The sequence below is a fragment of the Curtobacterium sp. MCLR17_031 genome, assembly GCF_003234775.2.
Lineage (GTDB): Bacteria > Actinomycetota > Actinomycetes > Actinomycetales > Microbacteriaceae > Curtobacterium > Curtobacterium flaccumfaciens.
Genome location: NZ_CP126270.1, coordinates 2,590,507 through 2,612,476, shown reverse-complemented (window position 1 = coordinate 2,612,476; position 21,970 = coordinate 2,590,507). Strand labels below are relative to the sequence as shown.

The following is a 21,970-nucleotide window of genomic DNA, read 5'->3' as shown; positions in this document are numbered from 1 at the left end:
GCCGTGCGGTGGCCGCTGACCGGCCAGCCGGTGGGTCAGCGGGCGTCGAGGCCGGCGAACTCGACGGCGAGCAGCCCGCCGACGACCAGCACGACGAGGCCGCCGACGAGCAGGAACGCCGACCGCTGCTCGTACCAGGCGCGGCTCGTCGGGTAGCGCTTCGCGAAGGTGCGGGCGGAGACCGGCCGGGCATCCTCGACGACCTGCACGCCGAGCGCGTCGACGACCCGGTCGAGCCCGTCGTCGCCCCACACGTCGGCGCGGAGCCGGAAGAGGTGGGTGCCGGTCCGGTCGAAGGCGACGAGTTCCCGGACGGTCCGGTCCACCGACGAGCCGAAGGTCGTGGCGAGCACCAGGCTGTGCACGCGGGCGCGGGGGATCCGCCGGTGCGCCGTGAGGACCCCGCGGATCGTCAGACCGTCGTCGTCGATGCCGATGAACGCGGTGTGCAGTCGGACGAACACGATGCCGACGGCCGCGGCCATGGCGACGACGATCCCGGCGAACACGGCCCACGTGCGGAACGGGAACGAGACCCAGACCAGGGCGACGGCGAGCGGCACGGCCGAGAAGGCGATGCTCAGCGCGGTGGAGCGGACGAGGGACCGGCGCGGACGGAGGACCGTGTCGAAGACGGCGGGTCGCACGGGCACTGCGGGCACGGTGGTGTCCCCCATGGCGCGTCTCCTCGTCCCCTCGGGTGTTCCGGGCACGCTGATCAGCACGCCCTCCGAGCGACGCCCCTGCCGCTCGATGCACCGCGGTCGGCTCGTCCCGGAGCCGTTCGCTCGGCCAGCATAGGCGACCGACGGGTACCGGGGACAGCCCGTTCCACCCCTGGTCGGCGTTTCCCGGCCAACCGAGGGGGAACAGGGCACGCGCTCGTCCGCAGGGTGGGGGACCACTGCGCCTTCATGAGCACAACCACGAAGGACCCACACCGATCGGTGCGGGTCCTTCGTGGGTGGTTCTGTGTTGCTCGCTGCGGAGAATGGGGGATTCGAACCCCCGAGGGCTTGCACCCAACACGCTTTCCAAGCGTGCGCCATAGGCCACTAGGCGAATTCTCCTGACACCGTCTCGCGACGGCGACACCCAATGGTACAGGTTCTGCGCGGTGCTCACGACCGCGTGTCGTCGGCGCCGGTGCTCCCAGATGTCGTGACATGTCCGGCGACTACCCTGGGCCTCGTGTCGACCCGCATCTACATCACGTCAGCAGAAGGGCACACGGGCAAGAGCACCGTCGCCCTCGGTGTCCTCGAGACCCTCGCCCGGTCCGTCGGCCGCGTCGGCGTGTTCCGGCCCGTCGCCAGATCGGTCGTCGAACCCGACTACGTGCTCGAGCTGCTGCTGCAGCACACGGCCGTCGGCATCTCGTACGACGACGCGGTCGGGGTCACCTACGACGACGTGCACGCCGACCCCGAGGCGGCGCTCGGCACCATCGTCACCCGGTTCGCCCAGGTCGAGCGGCAGTGCGACGCCGTCGTGGTGCTCGGGTCCGACTACACCGACGTGGGCAGCCCCACCGAGCTGTCCTTCAACGCGAAGGTCGCCGCGAACCTCGGCGCTCCGGTGCTCCTCGTGCTGGGTGGCCGCGACGCCGCCGAACGTGCAGCCCGCACCCCCGAGGGCATGGCGCAGGTGGCGGACGTCACGACCAGCGAGCTGCGGGCGGCACACGCGCAGCTGTTCGGCGTCGTGGTGAACCGTGCCGACCCGGACGCCCTCGCCGCCATCGTGACGAGCGTCGAGCAGGCCGTGCACGACGACCACCCGGACGTGCCGGTGTGGGCGATCCCCGAGGACCGCGTGCTCGTCGCCCCGACCGTCCGCGCCCTGCTGCAGGCCACCGGCGCCACCCTGGTCCGCGGTGACGACGCCCTGCTCGACCGCGAGGCCCTCGGCACCGTCGTCGCGGGCATGAGCATGGAGAACGTCCTGCCCCGGCTGATCGAGGGCGGCATCGTCGTCGTCCCGGGTGACCGGAGCGACGTCCTCATCGCCACGCTGCTCGCCAACCAGTCCGAGACGTTCCCGAGCCTGGCCGGCGTCATCCTGAACGGCGGGTTCGAGATCGCCCCGCAGGTGTCCCGGCTGCTCGAGGGCCTGTCGAGCTCGCTGCCGATCGCGCAGAACGACCTCGGCACGTACGACACCGCCCTCCGGATCACCCAGACCCGTGGCCGCCTGGCCGCCGACTCACCCCGGAAGGCCGACCTCGCGCTCGCCCTGTTCGAGCAGCACGTCGACGCCGAGGCCCTGCGCGACCGCCTGCAGCTCGCCCCGTCCGGGGTCGTCACCCCGCTCATGTTCGAGCACGGCCTGCTCGACCGGGCGCGCAGCTACGGCAAGCGCATCGTCTTGCCCGAGGGCGAGGACGACCGCATCCTCCGTGCCGCCTCCACCCTGCTGCAGCGTCAGGTCTGCGAGCTCACGATCCTCGGCGACCCCGCCGCGATCCGCACGCGGGCGACCGAGCTCGGCCTCGACCTCGAGGCCGCGCAGCTCGTCTCGCCGTTCGACCCCGAGCTGCGTGAGCGCTTCGCCGAGGAGTACACCCGGCTCCGCGCCCACAAGGGGATGTCGATCGAGCTCGCCCGGGACACCGTCACCGACGTCTCGTACTTCGGCACGATGATGGTGCAGCTCGGGCTCGCCGACGGCATGGTCTCCGGCGCGAAGCACACCACGGCGCACACCATCCGGCCGTCGTTCGAGATCATCAAGACCCGTCCCGACACCTCGATCGTGTCGAGCGTGTTCCTGATGGCGCTCGCCGACCGCGTGCTCGTCTACGGCGACTGCGCGGTGATCCCGGACCCGACGAGCGAGCAGCTCGCCGACATCGCGATCTCGTCCGCCGAGACCGCGACCCAGTTCGGCATCGACCCCCGCGTCGCGATGCTCAGCTACTCCACCGGCGACAGCGGCTCCGGCGCCGACGTCGACAAGGTGCGCGCCGGCACCGCGTTCGTGCGGGAACGCCGACCCGACCTGCTCGTCGAGGGCCCGATCCAGTACGACGCCGCGGCCGACCCCACGGTCGCGTCGACCAAGATGCCGGACTCCCCGGTCGCCGGTCGGGCGACGGTGTTCATCTTCCCGGACCTCAACACCGGCAACAACACGTACAAGGCCGTGCAGCGCTCGGCCGGCGCCGTGGCGATCGGCCCGGTCCTGCAGGGCCTGCGCAAGCCGATCAACGACCTGTCGCGGGGTGCCCTGGTGGGCGACATCGTGAACACCGTCGCGATCACCGCGATCCAGGCCGGCACCGCGACCGACGCGGCCTGACCGCCCGACCCGCACCGCGCCTCCAGGCCCGACAGAAAGTGACCACCCCGTGACCGCAGCCCTCGTCGTCAACTCCGGCTCGAGTTCGTTCAAGTACCAGCTCATCGAACTCGAGGACGAGCGCACGCTCGCCTCTGGGCTCGTCGAGCGCATCGGCGAGTCCGCCGGGGCCTGGAAGCACACCAACGCGCTGACGGGGGAGTCGTCGTCCAACGACGCCGCGTCGGTGCCCGACCACGCGGCCGGGTTCCAGGCGATGATCGACGCGTTCGCGAAGGTCGGCCCGTCGTTCGACGAGCACCCGCCCGCCGTCGTCGGCCACCGCGTCGTGCACGGCGGCACCACCTTCGACCGTGCAACGGTCGTCACGGACCAGGTCGAGCAGCAGATCGAAGACCTCAACAGCCTCGCCCCGCTGCACAACCCCGCCAACCTCGAGGGGATCCGCGCCGCGAAGCAGGTCTTCTCGGACGTCCCGCACGTCGCCGTGTTCGACACCGCGTTCCACCAGACGATGCCGCCGCACGCGTACACGTACGCGATCCCCGCCGACCTGGCCGCCGAGTACGGGATCCGCCGCTATGGCATGCACGGCACCAGCCACAAGTACGTCTCCGAGCAGGCCGCGGAGTTCCTCGACCGGCCGCTCGCCGAACTCAAGACGATCGTGCTGCACTTGGGCAACGGCGCCTCGGTCGCGGCGATCGACGGCGGGAAGTCCATCGAGACCTCGATGGGGCTCACCCCGCTCGAGGGGCTCGTCATGGGCACCCGCTCCGGAGACCTCGACCCCGCGGTGCTCATCCACCTGCACCGCGAGGCCGGGATGACCTTCGACGAGCTCGACACCATGCTCAACAAGCGGTCCGGCCTGCTCGGCCTGACCGGCAACGGTGACATGCGCGACGTGCAGGACGCCGCCACCAAGGGCGACGAGCAGGCGGAGGCGGCGCTCGCCGTGTACCGCCACCGCATCCGTCGCTACGTGGGTGCCTACACGGCGCAGCTCGGCGGACTCGACGCGGTCGTGTTCACCGCGGGTGTCGGCGAGAACAACGCGCTGCTGCGGCGGCGCGTGCTCGCGGGGCTCGAGCACCTGGGCATCGAGATCGATCCGGACCGCAACGAGCTGGCGTCGCGGGACGCCCGCCGCATCTCCACCGACGGCTCACGGGTCGCGGTGCTCGTGATCCCGACGAACGAGGAGCTCGAGATCGCCCGGCAGTCGGCTGCGGTCGCGCTCTGACGCGTGGCGCCGCGGCGCCACGCGGCGGCGCGGCGCGGCGCACGGTGCGGTGTTCGTGGGTGGGTGCGGGGTTGCCTGCTGGGTGCGCGCTTGCAGCGCGGCACGGGGCGCGGAAGTCCGCACGGGGTGAGCAGGTGCGCACGGTGCGGACGGGAGGCGTGGGGCGGGCTGGTTCCGTGCCTCCCGTCCGTCGGTGGGTCGCGTCCGGTGCATGGTGCGGTGTTCGTGGGCTGGTGCGGGGTTGCCTGCTGGGTGCGCGCTTGCAGCGCGGCACGGGGCGCGGAAGTCCGCACGGGGTGAGCAGGTGCGCACGGTGCGGACGGGAGGCGTGGGGCGGGCTGGTTCCGTGCCTCCCGTCCGTCGGTGGGTCGCGTCCGGTGCATGGTGCGGTGTTCGTGGGCTGGTGCGGGGTTGCCTGCTGGGTGCGCGCTTGCAGCGCGGCACGGGGCGCGGAAGTCCGCACGGGGTGAGCAGGTGCGCACGGTGCGGACGGGAGGCGTGGGGCGGGCTGGTTCCGTGCCTCCCGTCCGTCGGTGGGTCGCGTCCGGTGCATGGTGCGGTGTTCGTGGGCTGGTGCGGGGTTGCCTGCTGGGTGCGCGCTTGCAGCGCGGCACGGGGCGCGGAAGCTCGCACGGGGTGAGCAGGTGCGCACGGTGCGCGGCCCGGCACCTTCGGCGAGGAACTCGCACGGGGTGACGGAGCGCGCACGGTGCGCGCCGCGCGGACCGGTCAGGTGAGCGCGTTCAGCGCCGCCGGGATCGGGGTGTCGCCGCTGGTGACCTCGAACTGCACGCCGACCGCGGCGTCGTCGAGCAGGGCGTGCAGGACGACGGTCGCGACGTCCGCGCGGGGGATCGAGCCGCGCGGCACCGTCCGACCGACGTCGACGGTGCCCTGCGGCGGCGTGTCGAGCAGGCCGCCGGGACGCACGATCGTCCAGCGGAGGCGTCGAGCCCGCAGGTTCGCGTCTGCCTCGGCCTTCGCCCGCAGGTAGACCTGGAACACCGCGGCGTCGTCCTGCGCGGGCACGACGGCGAGCTCGGGGTCGTAGGTGTCGGCCGCCATCGCGGAGATCATCACGTACCGCTCGATGCCGGCACGCTCGGCGGCGTCGGCGAGCAGGATCGCACCGTCACGGTCGACGGTGAGCTTCCGTTCGGCGCCGCTGTTCGGCCCGGCACCGGCGGCGAAGACCACGGCATCGACACCGCGCAGGCGGAGCGCCAGGTCGTCGTCGCCGAGCTGCTCCAGGTCGGCGACGATCGCACGCGCCCCCTGTTGCTCGACATCGGCCACGTGCGCGGGGTTGCGGACGATCGCGACGGCGTCGTGGCCGGCGTCGGTGATCTGGCGGGCGAGGAGCAGGGCGATCTGGCCGTGTCCTCCGGCGATGGCGATCTTCATGTGTTCGAGTCTGCCCGTTGCGTCCGGTAGACTTCTCGGCGGCTCCTCACGTGACGCCATCCAGGCCAACTCCCCCAGGGCGGAAACGCAGCAAGGGTAACCAGGCTCTGGCGGGTGCGTGAGGAGTCTTCTTCGTTCCCGCCTGGCCTGTGGACGGGCACGCGGGTTGTCGGTCGTGACGGCTACCCTTGTCGCGTGGTCACCGCCCTGTATCGCCGTTACCGGCCCGAGAACTTCGCCGAGCTGATCGGGCAGTCGCAGGTCACCGACCCGCTCCGCACGGCGCTCCGCACGAACCGCGTCAACCACGCCTACCTGTTCAGCGGGCCCCGTGGCTGCGGCAAGACGACGTCGGCCCGCATCCTGGCGCGCTGCCTGAACTGCGCCGAGGGCCCGACCGACACCCCGTGCGGCGTCTGCCCGAGCTGCGTGGAACTCGCCCGCGACGGCAGCGGTTCGCTCGACGTCATCGAGATCGACGCCGCGAGCCACAACGGTGTCGACGACGCGCGTGACCTGCGCGACCGTGCCGTGTTCGCCCCGGCTCGCGACCGCTACAAGATCTTCATCCTCGACGAAGCGCACATGGTGACGCCGCAGGGCTTCAACGCGCTGCTCAAGCTGGTCGAGGAACCCCCGGAGCACGTCAAGTTCATCTTCGCGACGACCGAGCCAGAGAAGGTCATCGGCACCATCCGGTCGCGCACCCACCACTACCCGTTCCGGCTCGTCCCGCCCGCGGTGATGCTCGAGTACATCGAGCAGCTCTGCACGCAGGAGTCCGTGTCGGTGGCCCCCGGCGTCCTGCCCCTGGTGGTGCGTGCGGGCGGTGGATCCGTCCGTGACACCCTGTCGCTGCTCGACCAGCTGATGGCCGGCAGCGAAGACGGTGCGATCGCCTACGAGCGTGCCGTGGCCCTGCTCGGCTACACCGACGCCGCCCTGCTCGACGACGTCGTCGACGCCCTGGCCGTCGCCGACCCGGCGTCCGCGTTCGCCGCGATCGACCGGGTCGTGCAGACCGGACAGGACCCCCGGCGCTTCGTCGAGGACCTGCTCGAGCGCCTGCGTGACCTGATCGTCGTCGCGGCGACGAACGAGAGCGCCGCCGCCGTCCTGCGCGGGGTCTCACCGGAAGAACTCGACACCATGAGCCGCCAGGCCGGGGTCTTCGGCGCGACCGGGCTCTCCCGCTCCGCCGACATCGCGAACCGTGCCCTCACCGAGATGACCGGCGCGACCTCGCCCCGGTTGCACCTCGAACTCATGACTGCCCGGATGCTCGTGCCCGAGGCCGACGACACCCAGCGCGGAGCCCTCGCCCGCGTGGAGCGACTGGAACGTCGCGTCGGTGTCGGCGACGCCGGTGGACACCAGGCCGGCACCGGCGAGCAGTCCGCTCCCGCCGTCGCCGCTGCACCGCGTCGTGAGCAGCCGGCAGCCGCGGCTCCCGCAGCGCCTGCTCCCTCCCTCGCCCCGACGCCCGCTCCGGCAGCGGCTCGTGCGACGCCGGAGCGTCCCGTCGAGCAGCCCGCCGCGCCGCAGGCCGACTCCGGAGCCGTGGCCCGTGACGCCGCAGCGTCGTGGGCAGCGGTCGCTCCGAGCACTCCTGGAGCGCCCGGACAGACCTCGGCCGAGCCCGCGAAGTCCGAGCCCTCGAAGCCGGATCCCTCGAAGCCGGATCCCTCGAAGCCGGAGCCCTCGAAGCCCGCGGCCGAGCCGGTCAGCCCGTCGTCCACCGGTCAGGGCACGACGATCGGTGACGAGCCCGCCGTCCGGACCGTCGGTGCCGTCGGCTTCCAGCAGATGCGCGACTCCTGGCCGCAGATCGTCGAGCACGTGCAGCACGCCAAGCGTTCGGCGTGGTCGGTGGTCGTCACGGCGCAGGTCACCGCGCTCCGCGACGACGTGCTGACGCTGACGTTCCCGAGCCAGCAGGACGTCGCCTCGTTCAAGGAGATGTCCGACCCCTCGGCGAGCGTCAGCGAACTGCTCCGCGCCGCCATCGTGGACGTCCTCGGGCTCCGGGTGAAGTTCGTCGCCCGCGGGCCCGGACAGCAGCAGCGTCCGCAGCCGCAGCAGCAGCAGCAGTCGGCTCCGGCACAGCAGGCCGCACCGGCCCAGCGTCCGGCGCCCGCTGCCCAGGCGCCCGCCGCCGCCGCGACCCCGGCCCCGGCGCCCGAGCCCGCAGCACCGGAGTCCCCGGCACCCGCGTCCGCTGGTGAGCCCACGCCGACGGCTGCCCCTGCCGCCGAGCCGAAGGCCGCGTCCGCAGCACCCGAGTCGATGGCACCTCCTGCGGCGACGGCAGCGCCCGCGCCGAAGTCCGCGCCGGCGCCGAAGTCCTCGCCCCAGCCGAAGGCAGCGCCGACCGCGTCCGCCCCGCAGCGCGACCAGGCACCGGCCGAACCGGCCCCCGCTCCATCCGGTGCGCCGGTGACGGACTGGGCGGTCGCGACGATCCCCGCCAGCGACCCCACCGCCGACGCCGTCCCGGAGTCCGTCGAGCCCAGCTGGGCAGCACCCTTCGGCACCGTGCCAGCGTCCGCGCCCGTCGCCCCCGCCGAGACGAGCACGCCCCAGCCGACCGAGCCGGCACCGTCGGCCGTACCCGCGCGACCGGGCGCTGCCACGGCCGGGCAGCCCGACGGCCCGACCACCCCGGGTCCGCAGGCGGCGTCCGGAGCGGGAACCGTGCCTCCCGGCGGTCCCGTCGTGCCGGGCGTCCCGGTCGACGACTACCCGCTCGACGACGAACCGTACGACGACGGCGCCCCGTTCCCCGACCCGGGGATCGGACGCGGTGCAGCGCCAGCAGCAGCCGCCGCGCCGGCAGCCCCGACGCAGCAGGCCGCCCCGCAGCGTGCGGCCCAGCCCGCCGCCGCTCCCGCGCGCACCGCACCGCCCGCACGCCGCGCCCCGGTCGCCGGCCGGTACGGCGAGGCCGTCGTGCGTGAGATCCTCAACGCCCAGTTCATCGAGGAGACCGCTCTCCACCAGGACGGTGCCTGATGTACGACGGGATCGTCCAGGACCTCATCGACGAGTTCGGTCGCCTGCCCGGCATCGGCCCGAAGTCGGCGCAGCGCATCGCCTTCCACATCCTGCAGACCGAGTCGTTCGACCCGAGCCGGCTGTCCGAGCTGCTCGCCGACGTCAAGGAGCGGGTCCGCTTCTGCGAGATCTGCGGCAACGTCACCGAGAACGTCCAGTGCAGCATCTGCCGCGACCCGCGCCGCTCGCCAGCGACGATCTGCGTGGTGGAAGAAGCGAAGGACGTCGCGGCGATCGAGCGCACCCGCGAGTTCCGCGGGCTGTACCACGTGCTCGGCGGGGCGATCAGCCCGATCGACGGCATCGGACCGGACGACCTCCGCATCCAGCAGCTCATGACACGTCTGGCCGACGGCACCGTGGCCGAGGTCATCATCGCGACCGATCCCAACCTCGAGGGCGAGGCCACGGCGACGTACCTCAGCCGGCTGCTCGTCCCGATGGGCATCCGCACCACGCGGCTCGCGTCGGGCCTGCCGGTCGGCGGCGACCTGGAGTACGCCGACGAGGTCACGCTCGGTCGTGCCTTCGAAGGGCGCCGCGTCGTCGGCGGTTGACCGCCACGCAGGATCCTTGCGTCGGGGCCCGCTCGCACGCAACATCCCCGAAACACCGACTACCATTGTGAGACCGCGAGACCTCGCGGTGTCGCCGTCTCCGGGAGTACCAGCCAGTGGCCTTGATCGTGCAGAAGTTCGGTGGTTCATCCGTCGCGGACGCCGAGAGCATCAAGCGCGTGGCGAAGCGGATCGTCGAGACGAAGAAGGCCGGCAACGACGTGGTCGTGGCGGTGTCGGCGATGGGCGACACCACCGACGAACTCGTCGACCTGGCGCACTCCGTCACGCCGATCCCCGCCGGCCGTGAGCTCGACATGCTCCTGACCGCGGGGGAGCGCATCTCGATGGCGCTGCTCGCGATGGCGATCAAGAGCCTCGGGGTCGAAGCGTCCTCCTACACCGGCAGCCAGGCCGGCATGCTCACCGACGCCCAGCACGGCAAGGCCCGCATCGTCGACGTCACCCCGAAGCGCGTGCGCGAGGCGCTCGACTCCGGCCACGTCGCGATCGTCGCCGGGTTCCAGGGCTTCAACCGCACCACGGGCGAGATCACCACGCTCGGCCGAGGCGGCTCGGACACCACGGCCGTCGCCCTCGCCGCAGCGCTCGACGCCGACGTCTGCGAGATCTACACCGACGTCGACGGCATCTTCACCGCTGACCCCCGCGTCGTGCCGAAGGCCCGCAAGGTCGACCGCGTCACCAGCGAGGAGATGCTCGAGCTCGCAGCCTCGGGTGCCAAGGTCCTGTACATCCGCGCCGTCGAGTACGCCCGGCGGCACGGCGTCACCCTGCACGTCCGGTCCTCGTTCAACAACAACGAGGGCACCATCGTCTACAACCCTGCCGAGGGGGAAACCGTGGAAGAACCGATCATCACCGGGATCGCCGGAGACCTCTCCGAGGGCAAGATCACCGTCGTGGGGGTCCCGGACCAGCCGGGCAAGGCCGCCGAGATCTTCACCAACGTGGCACGCGCCGGGGCGAACATCGACATGATCGTCCAGAACGTGTCGGCGGCGTCGACCGGGCGGACGGACATCTCGTTCACCCTGCCGAAGGACCAGGGCCAGACCGTGCTGACGGCGCTCGAGGTCGCGAAGGCCGACATCGGCTACGAGAGCATCCAGTACGACGACCAGATCGGCAAGCTCGCCCTGGTCGGCGCCGGGATGCGCACGAACGCCGGCGTCTCGGCGCAGCTCTTCCGCGCCCTGCACGACGCGTCGATCAACATCGAGATGATCTCCACGTCCGAGATCCGCATCTCGGTCGTCACCCGCGCCGACACCCTGAACGAGGCGATGCGCGTCGTGCACAGTGCGTTCGGCCTCGACGCCGACGCCGAGGCCGTCGTCTACGCCGGCACCGGCCGCTGACGCCCGCCGACCCGTCGATCCGCTGAACCACCAGGAGCACCGCATGAGCACCCTCACCGTCGCCGTCGTCGGCGCCACCGGCCAGGTCGGCGCCGTGATGCGTCGCCTGCTCGAAGAGCGCGCGTTCCCGGCCGACCGGGTCCGCTTCTTCGCGAGCGCCCGTTCCGCCGGCACGACGCTGCCGTTCCGGGGCGAGCAGATCGTGGTCGAGGACTCCGAGCTCGCCGACCCGTCCGGCATCGACATCGCGCTGTTCTCCGCCGGGGCCACGGCCTCGCGGGCCCTCGCGCCGAAGTTCGCCGCCGCCGGGGCGCTCGTCGTCGACAACTCGAGCGCCTGGCGCATGGACCCCGACGTCCCGCTCGTCGTGAGCGAGGTGAACCCGCACGCCATCGACCAGGCGCCGAAGGGGATCATCGCGAACCCGAACTGCACGACCATGGCGATCATGCCGGTGCTCAAGGTGCTCGACACCGAGTCCGGGCTCCGCCGACTCGTCGCGACGACCTACCAGGCGGTCTCGGGTTCCGGGCTCGCCGGGGTCGAGGAACTCCTGGGCCAGGCGAAGGCCGCGCTCGAGCAGGACACCGCTGCGCTGACGCACGACGGATCCGCCGTGACGTTCCCCGAGCCCGTCAAGTACGTCCGCCCGATCGCCTTCGACGTCGTGCCGCTCGCCGGCAGCATCGTCGAGGACGGCCTGGGCGAGACCGACGAGGAGAAGAAGCTCCGGAACGAGAGCCGGAAGATCCTCGAGCTGCCCGACCTGCTCGTCGCCGGCACCTGCGTGCGCGTTCCCGTGTTCACCGGGCACTCCATCTCGGTGCACGCCGAGTTCGAGCGTCCGCTGTCGCCCGAACGCGCGACCGAGATCCTGTCGAGCGCACCCGGAGTCGAGCTCTCCGACGTCCCGACCCCGCTGCAGGCCGCCGGCCAGGACCCGGCGTTCGTCGGCCGCATCCGCGCGGACCAGTCCGCGCCCGAGGGCCGCGGCCTCGTGCTGTTCGTCAGCAACGACAACCTGCGGAAGGGCGCCGCGCTCAACGCGGTGCAGATCGCCGAGACGATCGTCGCGCGCCGCTCCGTCGACGCGTAGCGCGCCCCGAGCGCGACCAACAGACGGACAGGAGGCCCGTGGCGACACCGCCACGGGCCTCCTGTCCGTCTGTCGGGTGCCGCCGGTAGGATCGACGGGTGGCAGAGCAGCAGGTGGACCCCATCGACGTCGTCCTGATCGGCGGAGGCATCATGAGTGCCACGCTCGGGGCCATCATCCACAAACTCGAGCCGAGCTGGAAGATCCGCGTGTACGAGCGGCTCGGCACGGTGGCGCAGGAGTCCTCGAACCCGTGGAACAACGCGGGCACCGGGCACTCGGCACTGTGCGAGCTGAACTACACGCCGGAACTGCCGGACGGCCGCGTCGACATCGCGAAGGCCGTCACGGTCAACGAGCAGTTCCAGGTCTCGCGGCAGTTCTGGGCGCACCTGGTCGAGACGGGCGTGCTGCCCGAACCCACGAACTTCATCAACCCCACGCCGCACATCTCCTTCGTGTGGGGCGAGGCCAACGTCGCCTACATGCGCGCCCGGTACGAGGCCATGCGGGACCACCCGCTCTTCGCGGGCATCGAGTTCTCGGACGACCCGGCGCAGATCCGGAAGTGGGCGCCGGCGCTCATCCCCGGCCGCAAGAAGGACCAGCCGATCGCGGCGACCTACTCGGCAGCCGGCTCGGACGTCGACTTCGGTTCGCTCACCCGCCAGCTCTTCGACCAGCTCGAGATCGACGGTGTCGAGTTCGAACCCTCGCACCAGGTCACCAACCTGACCCGCTCGAAGGTGTCCGAGGGCTGGGTGCTCAACGTGCGCAACGAGATCGGCCGGTCGACGCAGCGCATCGCCGCGAAGTTCGTCTTCGTCGGCGCCGGTGGCGGAGCCCTGCACCTGCTGCAGAAGTCCGGCATCCCGGAGATCCGGGGCTACGGCGGCTTCCCGGTGTCGGGTGAGTTCCTGCGCACCGACGACCCCGAGGTGGTGCAGAAGCACTCCGCCAAGGTCTACGGCAAGGCGAGCGTCGGTGCCCCGCCGATGTCGGTGCCGCACCTCGACACCCGCATCGTCGACGGTGGGTCCTCGCTGATGTTCGGGCCGTACGCGGGGTTCAGCCCGAAGTTCCTGAAGCAGGGCTCGGTCCTCGACCTGTTCCGCTCGATCCGGCCGCACAACCTCCGGCCGATGCTGAGCGTCGCGTTCTCGAACTTCGACCTGGTCCGCTACCTGGTCGGCCAGCTCCTGGCCTCGAAGCACACCAAGTTCGAGGCGCTCCGCGACTTCATGCCGAGCGCCGAGCCCGAGAACTGGCACCGCATCACCGCGGGGCAGCGCGTCCAGGTGATCAAGCCCGACAAGGACAAGGGCGGTGTGCTGCAGTTCGGCACCGAGGTCATCACCGCTGCCGACGGCTCGATCGCGGGGCTGCTCGGCGCATCGCCGGGCGCCTCGACCGCCGTGCCGATCATGCTCGCGATGCTGCGCCGGTGCTTCCCGGACCGGTGGGACGGCTGGCAGGACGACGTCCGCGCGATGGTGCCGACCTACGGGCAGGACCTCGGGGACGACCCGGCTCTGGCCGACGCCACGCTCGAGCGCACGGCGAAGGTGCTCGGCCTGCACCACTGAGGCCGGTCGTGTCCGCTCGGGTTTGCGGTCTGTTCGAACGTGTGTTCGAATGACGGCATGCGGTGGAGTGGACAGGCGATCGACGCCGAGCAGAGCGACGCGCTGCCCGGGATGGAATCGAACAGCGGGTTCGTCCGGAGCGTGACGACGCCCGAGTTCGCCGGGGTGACCTTCCACGAGGTCCTCGCGAAGAGCGCCCTGAACCGGGTGCCGAGCGCGGACGGGTCGGGCACGTACGGCTGGACGATCAACCCGTACCGCGGGTGCAGCCACGCCTGCGTGTACTGCTTCGCCCGCCCGACCCACACGTACCTGGAGTTCGACGGCGGCGCCGACTTCGACCAGCAGATCGTGGTGAAGACGAACGTCGCCGACGTGCTGCGTCGTGAGCTCGGCAAGCCCTCGTGGGACCGCCACCCGGTGGCGCTCGGCACGAACACCGACCCGTACCAGCGGGCCGAGGGACGGTACCGGCTGATGCCCGGGGTGATCGAGGCGCTGGCGGAGTCGCGCACCCCGTTCAGCATCCTGACCAAGGGCACGCTGCTGCGCCGCGACCTGCCGCTGCTGGCCGAGGCCGCGAAGGTGGTGCCGGTCGACCTCGCGATGTCGATCGCCGTGTACGACGACTCGCTGCAGCAGTCGGTCGAGTCCGGCACCCCGACGACGTCTGCACGGCTGGCGACCGTGCGGGCCATCCGCGACGCTGGGCTCGACTGCGCCGTGTTCCTGATGCCGGTGCTGCCGTACATCACCGACACCCGGGCGCACCTCGACGACGCCGTCGGTCGGGCGACCGCGGCCGGCGCGACGAGCATCATGTACTCGGCGCTGCACCTGCGGCCCGGCGTCAAGCCGTGGTGGTTCGAGTGGCTCGGCCGCGAGCGACCCGACCTGGTGCAGCGGTACCGCGCGATGTACCTCGACAACACCTACGCGCCGAAGGACTACCGGCGGTGGCTGTCGGAGCGCATCCGCCCGATCCTGGCGGCGCACGGGGTCGGACTGGGTCGCGTGGACCCGGCGACTGGGTCGATGGGCTTCTCGGAACCGCGAACGCTGCAGCCGGGCGTGCCGCAGGGGGTGCGCCCGAGCGGGCCACCGGCGCTGCCGCAGGAGCAGTCGGTGCCGACGGTGTCACCGCTGAAGCGCGCCGACCCCGGGTTCGACCAGCGGCTGCTCCGGCCGACGGCGGCACAGACGCTGTTCTGAGGGGCGTCCGTCCGGGTCGTGTCCGGTCCACGTTCGGGGGACAGCAAGACCCCGGTCCGGGCCGCTATCATCGTGCGGGTCGCCGCACGGCCCCGGATTCGGGGTACACGGCCGCTGCTCCGGTGGTTGGATCGTGGACGGCGCCCTCGCCACCCGGAAGGATCCACCTCGTGCTCGGCATCCCCACGCACCTCGCACCGCGAGTGAACGCGTGGTCGACCGTGCGCGCATTCCACGCCGGCGCCATCGGGTCCCTGTTGGCCGCGGCCATCACCCTCGTGCTCTACGGGCTGTCCGAGCCCGGGGTGCAGGTCGTCGGCACCGCGCTGGCGGTCGTCCCGATGCTCGCCATGATCGGCGTGCACGTGCAGTTCGGCACCCGGGTCTCCGCGATCGCGTTCCTGGCCGTCGGCGGTGTCTGCGCCTGGTGGTTCGCCGTCGGTGTCCAGCAGCAGGTCCCGACCGGGTGGGTGACCTCGTACCTGATGTCCCTCGTCGTGATCCCGCTCATCCTGGTCGGGGGAGCCGGGGCCGTGCCGAGCCGCGTCGTGCTGTGGTCCTTCGTCGGCTTCCTGACCGGACGACTCGCCACCTGGATCGCCATCGTGCAGGCCGACCAGTCGCCCCGTCCGCTCATCCTGGCCTGGGTCACCCTGGGCTTCGTGGTCGCGCTCGTGCTCTTCACGACCCGCAGCACGGGGCGGAGCGAACGGGTGCAGCCCGAACTCCTGCGCTCGGCGCGCGAAGAACACGTGTCCGCGTACCGCGCCGGGGTCGAGGCCGAGGCGTCCGCGATCCTGCACGACACCGTGCTCAACCACCTGGGCGCGATCGCCCTCGCGCCGGACGGCCCGATGGACCCGCACCTCGCCGAGACGGTCGACGCCGACGTCGCGGTGCTCACCGGCAAGGGGTGGCTCGCGCCGGCCGCCCGCCCGCGTCCCGGGGCTGCGGCCGAGGCGTTCGGCACCATGGTCGCCGAGCACCGGACGCTCGGGCTCGACGTGACCGTCTCGGGTGACACCTCCGCGCTCGAGCGCCTGGACCAGCGTGCGCTGTCGGCGGTCGTCCGCGCCGTCGGCCAGTGCCTGGCCAACGTGCGGAAGCACGCGGGGACCGACGCGGCAGAGGTCAGCGTGTTCGACGACAGCGCGTCCTGCACCGTCATGGTCGTCGACGACGGTCGTGGGTTCGACGAGGACGCCACCGGAGCCGACCGGATGGGCCTCCGCGGTTCGGTGCGCGAGCGGATCGGCCGGGTCGGCGGTGACGTCCAGATCTGGTCGTCGCCCGGTTCCGGCACGAGCGTCATGATGACCGTGCCCTACGGACCGGTCACCGGCGCGGTCACCGTGCCGGCGATCAGCGACGACCGGGGGACCGAACGATGACGGCGATCCGGCAGCGGCAGGGGTCCGGGCCGGGGCCCCGTCGCACCGCGCAGCAGTACGACCCGCTCGGCGCGATGGGGTCGCGGCCCCTGGCCGTCGTGCTCGGGGCCGGCAGCGTCCTCTGGGCACTGCTCGTGTCGATCTTCGACCGCGACGTCGTGGGCAGCCCGACGCTCAGTGCCCTCACCGTTCTGCTCGTCGCGGCCTCGGCGGTGGTGGTGCTCGCTGCCTCGAGCCCGTTCCGTGCGCCCTTCCCGCGGTCGGCGTTCGTCGCGCACGTCGGGTTGCTCGGCCTGGCATCGGTGACGAGCGTCGCCGCGCAGTGGGGACCGGACCGCAGCGCCCTGAACGACTTCATGTCCCTGATCACGGCGACCGGCATCGTCATGGTCGCGCCGTACCGTCCGTGGACCGACCTGACGATCGGCGGGCTCGTGCTGGCCGCGGTGAACGCCGTGACCTGGGGCGCCGGTGCTGCGGAGTTCCCGCACGAGGTGCCGGTCGCCGTCGCGGCGTTCCTGGCCGCGGCACCGACGCTCGTGCTGACTGCCGCGTCCGCGGTGTTCGCCTGGACCTTCGCGGGGCTCGCCGAACGGGTGCAGATCCGTGCCGGGTCGTACTCCGTCGCACGTGCCGAGCGGGACGGCATCGCGGCGAGCGTGCAGCAGGACCGCTCGACGATCCTGTCCCGCGACGTCGCCCCGTTCTTCGCCGAGCTCCGCACACGCGACGTCATCACCGATGCCGACCGTGCCCGGGCCCGTGCGATCGCCGACGGCATCCGCGCGTCCATGGTCGCCGACGCCGACCGCACCTGGTTCGAGCACGCCGTCCGGGTCGACGGCGGCCAGGCGCCGGTGGTCGACGACCCCGACGGCCTCATCGCGACGCTCGACACCGACCAGCGGGCGGTCGTCCGCACCTTCGTCCGTGCGGCCCTCCGGGCCTCGACCGTCGACCCGGCCGGCTTCCGCGCGACGGTGCGACGAGCGGACACCCTGGCGGACCCGGCGCCCCAGGCCCGCCCGGCGGACCACGCAGCCCCGGCTGCCCCCGCGGCCGCCGCGGCTCGGGCAGCCCCGGCGGCCCGGCCCGCGCAGGCACCCGCACCCGCTCGTGTGTCCGTCGACGTGGAGCTCGCCGTCGCGGACTCCGACATCGGCATCCACCGCACCTTCGACCCCTACTTCGCCGTCCTCCGCGTGACGTTCCCCGACCTCGACGTCGCGGTCCGCCCTTCCGCCCTCGCACTAAGGTTCTCCTATGACCAGCACTGACCCGAACAGGCTCTCGGAGGGGTCGCCGTCCCTCCCGAACCCGGGAGCACGACGTGTGCGGCTGGCCATCCTCGACGACCACGAGGTGCTGCTGGACAGCCTGTCGAGCTGGATCGCGGTGAACGCGTTCGACTTCGACCTGGCCCTGACCGCGCACACCTGGCTCGAGATGGTCCACAGCGACAGCTTCCCGACCGACCTGGTGTTCCTGGACTTCCAGCTCAAGGAACCGGTCTCGATCGAGGCCCGCGTCCGCACCTGCCGTGCCGCCGGGGCGAAGGTCATCGTGCTCTCGAGCGTCGACAGCCGTGAGTCCCGCGACCGCGCCCTGGCAGCCGGCGCCGCGGCGTTCCTGTCGAAGTCGCTCCCGATGCGCGAGGTGATGGACGTCGCCCGCGAGATCATGGGCGTCGCCCGCGAGACCCCGCAGCCCCGCGAGTGGCGTCCGCTGCCGACGGGTGCCGCCGCGCACCAGCGCCCGAAGCTCAGCGCCGGTGAAGAAGAGGCGCTGCGGCTCTACGTGTCCGGCTACTCGACGAACGAGGTCGCCGCGCAGATGAACGTGCAGTACGAGACCGCCAAGACCTACCTGCGTCGCGTGCGCGAGAAGTACAGCAAGGTGGGCCGCCCCGCCTCGAAGAAGTCCGACCTCATCCGTCGGGCCGCCGAGGACGGGTTCCTCGCGTAGTGGCGAAGCTCTACTTCCGCTACGGCGCGATGAACAGCGGCAAGAGCACGGGCTTGCTGCAGGCCGCCTACAACTACGAGGAGCGCGGGCACCGGGTGCTGCTCGCCAAGCCCGCGGTGGACACCAAGGGTGACCGTGAGATCGTCTCCCGCCTCGGCGTCACCCGGACCGTCGACATCGTGTTCTCGCCGGACGCCGACGTGCGCCAGGCCGTCTCCGCCGCAGGCGCCGTCGACCCCGAGTCGGACCGCCTGGACGGCATGGTGCGGCCCGTCAGCTGCGTGCTCGTCGACGAGGCGCAGTTCCTCACCCCGCGGCAGGTCGACGACCTGCTGCGCATCGCGGTGCTCGACGAGATCCCGGTCATCACGTACGGCATCCGCACGGACTTCCGCACCGAGGCGTTCCCCGGCAGCGCCCGCCTGCTCGAGGTCGCGCACTCCCTCGAAGAGCTGAAGACCATCTGCCGCTGCGGCCGCAAGGCGGTCTTCAACGCCCGCACGGTCGACGGCCGGTTCGTCTTCGACGGCTCCCAGGTCGCGATCGACGGCGTCGACGTCGCCTACGAGTCGCTCTGCGCCAACTGCTACCTGACGGAGTCCGGCGGCCGCCTCGACGGCGCCTGACCGCTCGTGCCGGCGTGCGTCCGGTCCGCACCCAGCAGACGGACTGGAGGCCCGTGGCGGCGCCGCCACGGGCCTCCAGTCCGTCGCATGCCCAGGAATGCACGTGCGTCGACGCGCGTTGGTGACCACATGACCGACGACACCCTGCACCTGTCCGTCCTCGACCTGGCCACCCGCGAGTACGGCCAGTCCAACACCGAGGCCCTGCAGGGGTCCATCGACATGGCCGTGCACGCCGAGCAGCTCGGGTACGAGCGGTTCTGGGTCGCCGAACACCACGGGATGCCGGGCATCACGTCCTCGGCCCCGGCGGTGCTGCTGAGCGCCGTGGGCGCGGCCACCTCGACCATCCGCATCGGATCCGGTGGCGTCATGCTGCCCAACCACGCGCCCCTCGTCGTCGCCGAGCAGTTCGGCACCCTCCGTGCGCTGTACGGCGACCGGGTCGACCTCGGGCTGGGGCGCGCTCCCGGCACCGACGGCGCGACGGCGATGGCCCTCCGCCGCACGGACCGACTCGACGTCGACGACTTCCCGGACCGCCTGGCCGACCTGATCGGGTTCTTCACCGGCATGGGCGCGGAGAACCCGCTCGCGGGCATCCGCGCCGTGCCGGGCTACGGCGACGTGCCGGAGTTCTGGCTGCTCGGGTCCTCCGGCTACAGCGCCCAGGTTGCCGGTGCGCTCGGCATCTCCTTCGCATTCGCCCACCACTTCGCGTCGGACAACACCGAGGCGGCACTCGCCCTGTACCGCGACTCGTTCCGTCCGTCGCGCTTCCGGCAGACGCCGAACGCGCTGATCGGTGTGCAGGTCGTCACCGACGAGGACCCCGCCGTCATCGACGAGCAGAGCGCCCCGGGCATGATCTCCTTCATCCGGATGCGCTCCGGCCGGAAGCCCGAGCCGGTCTCGATGGACGAGGCGCGTGCGTACGAGTTCAACGACCTCGAGCGTCGCTTCATCGCGGCCCGCACCGAGCGTCAGGCGTACGGCAACGCCGAGCAGGTCGCGGAGAAGATCAACGCACTCGTTGCCTCGACCGGGGCGAACGGCGTGATCGTCTCGCCCGGTGCCGCGCAGGCACGGTACCGGCACCAGGCGCTCGACGTCGTGGCCGGGCTGCACGCCGCCGGCAAGCTCGTGCCGGCGGGTGCGTCGGTCTCCGTCTAGGTCGCTTCGTCGAGTTCGTTCGCTTCGTGAGCAGGAATGGTCGGGTGTCCGCTGGGCACCCGACCATTGCTGCTCACGAAGTTCCCTGGTGCCTCAGGTGAGCAGGCCCAGGCGCGTGGCTGCGGCCACCGCCCCGACGCGGGAACCGACGTCCAGCTTGCGGAAGACGTTGTAGACGTGCCGCTTGACGGTGCCGATCGCGAGTTGCAGGTCGGCGGCGATCTCGGCGTTGGTGCGCGCGGCGGCGAGGAGTCGCAGGACCTCGAGCTCACGGTCGCTCAACGGTGAGCCGGCTCGGGCCTCGGTCACCAGGTCGACCGGGAACGTGACGGGGGCCGCATCGGCGTGGGCTGCCCGGGCGATCCGGTCGACGAGTTCGCGGCTGGGGGTGTCCTTCGTGACGAAGTCGACCGCGCCGGCATCGAGCAGGGTGCGGCGGAGGACGGCGTCCCGGTGCATCGTGAGCACCACCACCCGGATGTCCGGGCGGGTGCGGCGGACCGTGGCGATCGTTGTCCGTGCCGGCGGGCCGTCCAGCTCGACGTCGAGCAGCAGGACGTCGATCGCCGCGGCCTCGGGGGAGTCGAGCACCTCCGACGGTCGTTCGCCGTGCGCCACGACGCGGATCGTGGGGACCGCGGCCAGGATCGTGGCGAGTCCTTCGCGGAAGAGCCGGTGGTCGTCGACGATGGCGACGTGGGTGACGGTCACAGGGTGCCCCTCGGGATGGTCAGGCGGACGGTGGTGCCGTGGTCTCGGCTGCCGCGGACGCTCTCGACATCGAGCCGGGCGCCGATCACCGCGGCACGTTCGCGCATGGTCTGCTGCCCGAGGCGGCCGTCGGCGTCGCGCTCCAGGTCGAAGCCCGGTCCGTCATCGGCGACCGTCACCACCAGCGCTGCGGGTGACCAGAGGAAGCGCACCGAAGCCGTCGATCCACGCGCGTGCTTGCTGCGGTTCGTGAGTGCCTCGAGCAGGATCGTCAGCGCTTCCTCGGCCTGCCAGTTCGGCAGTGGACCGGCGACACCCGTCGACTCGATGGACAGGAGGTCGTCGTCGGGGAACAGATCGCGCACGTGCCGTCGGAGCGCGTCGTCGAGCAGGGCATCCCCGACCCGGGCGTGCAGGCTCACTGCGAGGTCCTGGACGTCGCCGAGTGCGCTCCGGAGCAACCGCGCTGCGTCGTCGAGCTGGTCGGCTCGTTCGTCCGCCGGCGGATCCGTCAGCAGGACGAGGTCGAGGCGCTGCAGCCCGGCGAGGATGCCGTGGGCGACGCGGTCGTGCAGGTCCCGCGCGATCTGCGTGCGGGAGTCCAGGTGCGCCGTGGTGAGGCGTTGGCGCAGTGCCTCCGTGTACGCGACCGCCCCGGCCGGGAACCGGCTCCAGATGCCGGCGTGCAGGGCCCTGGTGGCGCGCAGGACCTCGGCAGTGGAGGCCGCGCCGACCTCGTCGACGAAGACCGGCAGGTAGGCATCGAACAGCATCTCCGCCGCGAGCATGGCGCCGGCCGGGTGCTGGGCGTGCTCGGCGTGCAGACTGCCGGTCGCGAGGTGCTCGGGGTCGAGGAACGCGTGGCTCACGACGCTGCGGTCGGTCCCCGCGGCGTAGCGCTCGTGGGCCTCGGCGATCATCGACGAGACGTTCTCAGTGAGGCTCTGCGCCAAGGCCGGGTCGTCCGCGATGTCGGGGAACTCGCCGGCGATCGCGGCGAGCACGGCGGCGAGGGGATGGTCGTTCTGCATGGCGCTTGCGAGCGTAGCGGGAGGGCTGCTCGCGATGGGTCGAGGAACGGCTGACTGGGTCGTGCGACCCATCGGGCTGCCGAGATGCACCCGGGGAAAGCAGAAGGCCCTGGTTCCGGAGAACCAGGGCCTTCTTCGTACTGTCTCAACACAGTGTCGGGGTGACAGGATTTGAACCTGCGACCTCCTCGTCCCGAACGAGGCGCGCTACCAAGCTGCGCCACACCCCGCGGTGT

General features: G+C 71.8%; 17 protein-coding genes, 2 tRNA genes and 1 other RNA gene. 14 read left to right on the top strand and 6 right to left on the bottom strand.

Going from position 1 to position 21,970, the window contains the following annotated elements:
* Window positions 1-35: 35 nt before the first annotated feature.
* Window positions 36-677: a YdbT family protein gene (locus DEI96_RS12300; protein WP_111022268.1), complete on the bottom strand. Its 642-nt coding sequence runs from the start codon at window positions 675-677 to the stop codon at window positions 36-38.
* A gap of 308 nt (window positions 678-985) precedes the next feature.
* Window positions 986-1,070: transfer RNA gene (locus tag DEI96_RS12295), tRNA-Ser, on the bottom strand.
* A gap of 121 nt (window positions 1,071-1,191) precedes the next feature.
* Between DEI96_RS12295 and pta the strand changes: the two genes are divergently transcribed.
* Together pta and DEI96_RS12285 are read left to right on the top strand one after the other, a co-directional pair.
* On the top strand, window positions 1,192-3,300 hold the full coding sequence (pta, locus tag DEI96_RS12290; RefSeq protein ID WP_071405020.1) for a phosphate acetyltransferase: 2,109 nt from the start codon (window positions 1,192-1,194) through the stop codon (window positions 3,298-3,300).
* A gap of 49 nt (window positions 3,301-3,349) precedes the next feature.
* The gene (locus tag DEI96_RS12285) at window positions 3,350-4,546 is read left to right on the top strand and encodes an acetate/propionate family kinase (RefSeq protein ID WP_027466390.1); all 1,197 of its coding nucleotides are present in this window, start codon (window positions 3,350-3,352) and stop codon (window positions 4,544-4,546) included.
* 729 nt (window positions 4,547-5,275) lie between these two features.
* Here the strand turns inward: DEI96_RS12285 and DEI96_RS12280 are convergent.
* Window positions 5,276-5,950, bottom strand: a complete 675-nt coding sequence (locus DEI96_RS12280) for an SDR family oxidoreductase (RefSeq protein WP_111022269.1) — start codon at window positions 5,948-5,950, stop codon at window positions 5,276-5,278.
* A gap of 37 nt (window positions 5,951-5,987) precedes the next feature.
* Between DEI96_RS12280 and ffs the strand changes: the two genes are divergently transcribed.
* The 12 genes from ffs to DEI96_RS12220 all read left to right on the top strand — a co-directional run bounded on the left by ffs (window position 5,988) and on the right by DEI96_RS12220 (window position 19,992).
* Window positions 5,988-6,084, top strand: an RNA gene (gene ffs, locus DEI96_RS12275) — signal recognition particle sRNA small type.
* 61 nt (window positions 6,085-6,145) lie between these two features.
* The gene (locus DEI96_RS12270; RefSeq protein WP_111022270.1) at window positions 6,146-8,962 is read left to right on the top strand and encodes a DNA polymerase III subunit gamma and tau; all 2,817 of its coding nucleotides are present in this window, start codon (window positions 6,146-6,148) and stop codon (window positions 8,960-8,962) included.
* A complete protein-coding gene (recR, locus tag DEI96_RS12265) occupies window positions 8,962-9,561 on the top strand; it encodes a recombination mediator RecR (protein WP_017888680.1) in 600 nt (199 codons plus the stop codon). Before DEI96_RS12270 ends, recR begins: the two co-directional genes overlap by 1 nt.
* A 116-nt stretch (window positions 9,562-9,677) precedes the next feature.
* Window positions 9,678-10,943 carry an aspartate kinase gene (locus DEI96_RS12260; protein WP_017888681.1) on the top strand — a complete coding sequence of 422 codons (1,266 nt, stop codon included), beginning with the start codon at window positions 9,678-9,680 and terminating at the stop codon, window positions 10,941-10,943.
* A 43-nt stretch (window positions 10,944-10,986) separates the two neighbouring features.
* On the top strand, window positions 10,987-12,039 hold the full coding sequence (locus tag DEI96_RS12255; protein ID WP_071405015.1) for an aspartate-semialdehyde dehydrogenase: 1,053 nt from the start codon (window positions 10,987-10,989) through the stop codon (window positions 12,037-12,039).
* A 98-nt stretch (window positions 12,040-12,137) separates the two neighbouring features.
* Window positions 12,138-13,625, top strand: a complete 1,488-nt coding sequence (locus tag DEI96_RS12250; RefSeq protein ID WP_111022271.1) for a malate:quinone oxidoreductase — start codon at window positions 12,138-12,140, stop codon at window positions 13,623-13,625.
* A gap of 57 nt (window positions 13,626-13,682) precedes the next feature.
* Window positions 13,683-14,837: an Rv2578c family radical SAM protein gene (locus DEI96_RS12245; protein WP_111022272.1), complete on the top strand. Its 1,155-nt coding sequence runs from the start codon at window positions 13,683-13,685 to the stop codon at window positions 14,835-14,837.
* Between the two features lie 170 nt (window positions 14,838-15,007).
* Window positions 15,008-16,228: a sensor histidine kinase gene (locus DEI96_RS12240; RefSeq protein ID WP_111022273.1), complete on the top strand. Its 1,221-nt coding sequence runs from the start codon at window positions 15,008-15,010 to the stop codon at window positions 16,226-16,228.
* Window positions 16,225-17,505 (top strand): hypothetical protein, encoded by a 1,281-nt coding sequence (locus DEI96_RS12235; RefSeq protein ID WP_181440432.1) that lies wholly within the window; start codon window positions 16,225-16,227, stop codon window positions 17,503-17,505. The genes DEI96_RS12240 and DEI96_RS12235 overlap by 4 nt, the downstream gene beginning before the upstream one ends.
* Entirely contained in the window at window positions 17,492-18,193 is a 702-nt protein-coding gene (locus DEI96_RS12230) for a response regulator transcription factor (RefSeq protein WP_035808846.1), read from the top strand. The genes DEI96_RS12235 and DEI96_RS12230 overlap by 14 nt, the downstream gene beginning before the upstream one ends.
* Window positions 18,193-18,819 (top strand): thymidine kinase, encoded by a 627-nt coding sequence (locus DEI96_RS12225; protein ID WP_111022274.1) that lies wholly within the window; start codon window positions 18,193-18,195, stop codon window positions 18,817-18,819. The genes DEI96_RS12230 and DEI96_RS12225 overlap by 1 nt, the downstream gene beginning before the upstream one ends.
* 129 nt (window positions 18,820-18,948) lie before the next feature.
* Entirely contained in the window at window positions 18,949-19,992 is a 1,044-nt protein-coding gene (locus DEI96_RS12220) for an LLM class flavin-dependent oxidoreductase (protein ID WP_111022275.1), read from the top strand.
* Window positions 19,993-20,085: 93 nt separating this feature from the next.
* On the opposite strand, the gene DEI96_RS12215 is transcribed toward DEI96_RS12220, so the two are convergent.
* The 3 genes from DEI96_RS12215 to DEI96_RS12205 all read right to left on the bottom strand — a co-directional run bounded on the left by DEI96_RS12215 (window position 20,086) and on the right by DEI96_RS12205 (window position 21,964).
* Window positions 20,086-20,703: a response regulator transcription factor gene (locus DEI96_RS12215; protein WP_111022276.1), complete on the bottom strand. Its 618-nt coding sequence runs from the start codon at window positions 20,701-20,703 to the stop codon at window positions 20,086-20,088.
* Window positions 20,700-21,734 (bottom strand): sensor histidine kinase, encoded by a 1,035-nt coding sequence (locus DEI96_RS12210; RefSeq protein ID WP_181440433.1) that lies wholly within the window; start codon window positions 21,732-21,734, stop codon window positions 20,700-20,702. The genes DEI96_RS12215 and DEI96_RS12210 overlap by 4 nt, the downstream gene beginning before the upstream one ends.
* A gap of 156 nt (window positions 21,735-21,890) precedes the next feature.
* Window positions 21,891-21,964: transfer RNA gene (locus tag DEI96_RS12205), tRNA-Pro, on the bottom strand.
* Window positions 21,965-21,970 lie beyond the last annotated feature (6 nt).

Coding starts and splice junctions, on each gene's coding strand:
- DEI96_RS12300 (WP_111022268.1), bottom strand. CDS start 677: ATGGGGGACACCACCGTGCCCGCAGTGCCCGTGCGACCCGCCGTCTTC.
- DEI96_RS12280 (WP_111022269.1), bottom strand. CDS start 5,950: ATGAAGATCGCCATCGCCGGAGGACACGGCCAGATCGCCCTGCTCCTC.
- recR (WP_017888680.1), top strand. CDS start 8,962: ATGTACGACGGGATCGTCCAGGACCTCATCGACGAGTTCGGTCGCCTG.
- DEI96_RS12255 (WP_071405015.1), top strand. CDS start 10,987: ATGAGCACCCTCACCGTCGCCGTCGTCGGCGCCACCGGCCAGGTCGGC.
- DEI96_RS12245 (WP_111022272.1), top strand. CDS start 13,683: ATGCGGTGGAGTGGACAGGCGATCGACGCCGAGCAGAGCGACGCGCTG.
- DEI96_RS12235 (WP_181440432.1), top strand. CDS start 16,225: ATGACGGCGATCCGGCAGCGGCAGGGGTCCGGGCCGGGGCCCCGTCGC.
- DEI96_RS12230 (WP_035808846.1), top strand. CDS start 17,492: ATGACCAGCACTGACCCGAACAGGCTCTCGGAGGGGTCGCCGTCCCTC.
- DEI96_RS12220 (WP_111022275.1), top strand. CDS start 18,949: ATGACCGACGACACCCTGCACCTGTCCGTCCTCGACCTGGCCACCCGC.
- DEI96_RS12210 (WP_181440433.1), bottom strand. CDS start 21,734: ATGCAGAACGACCATCCCCTCGCCGCCGTGCTCGCCGCGATCGCCGGC.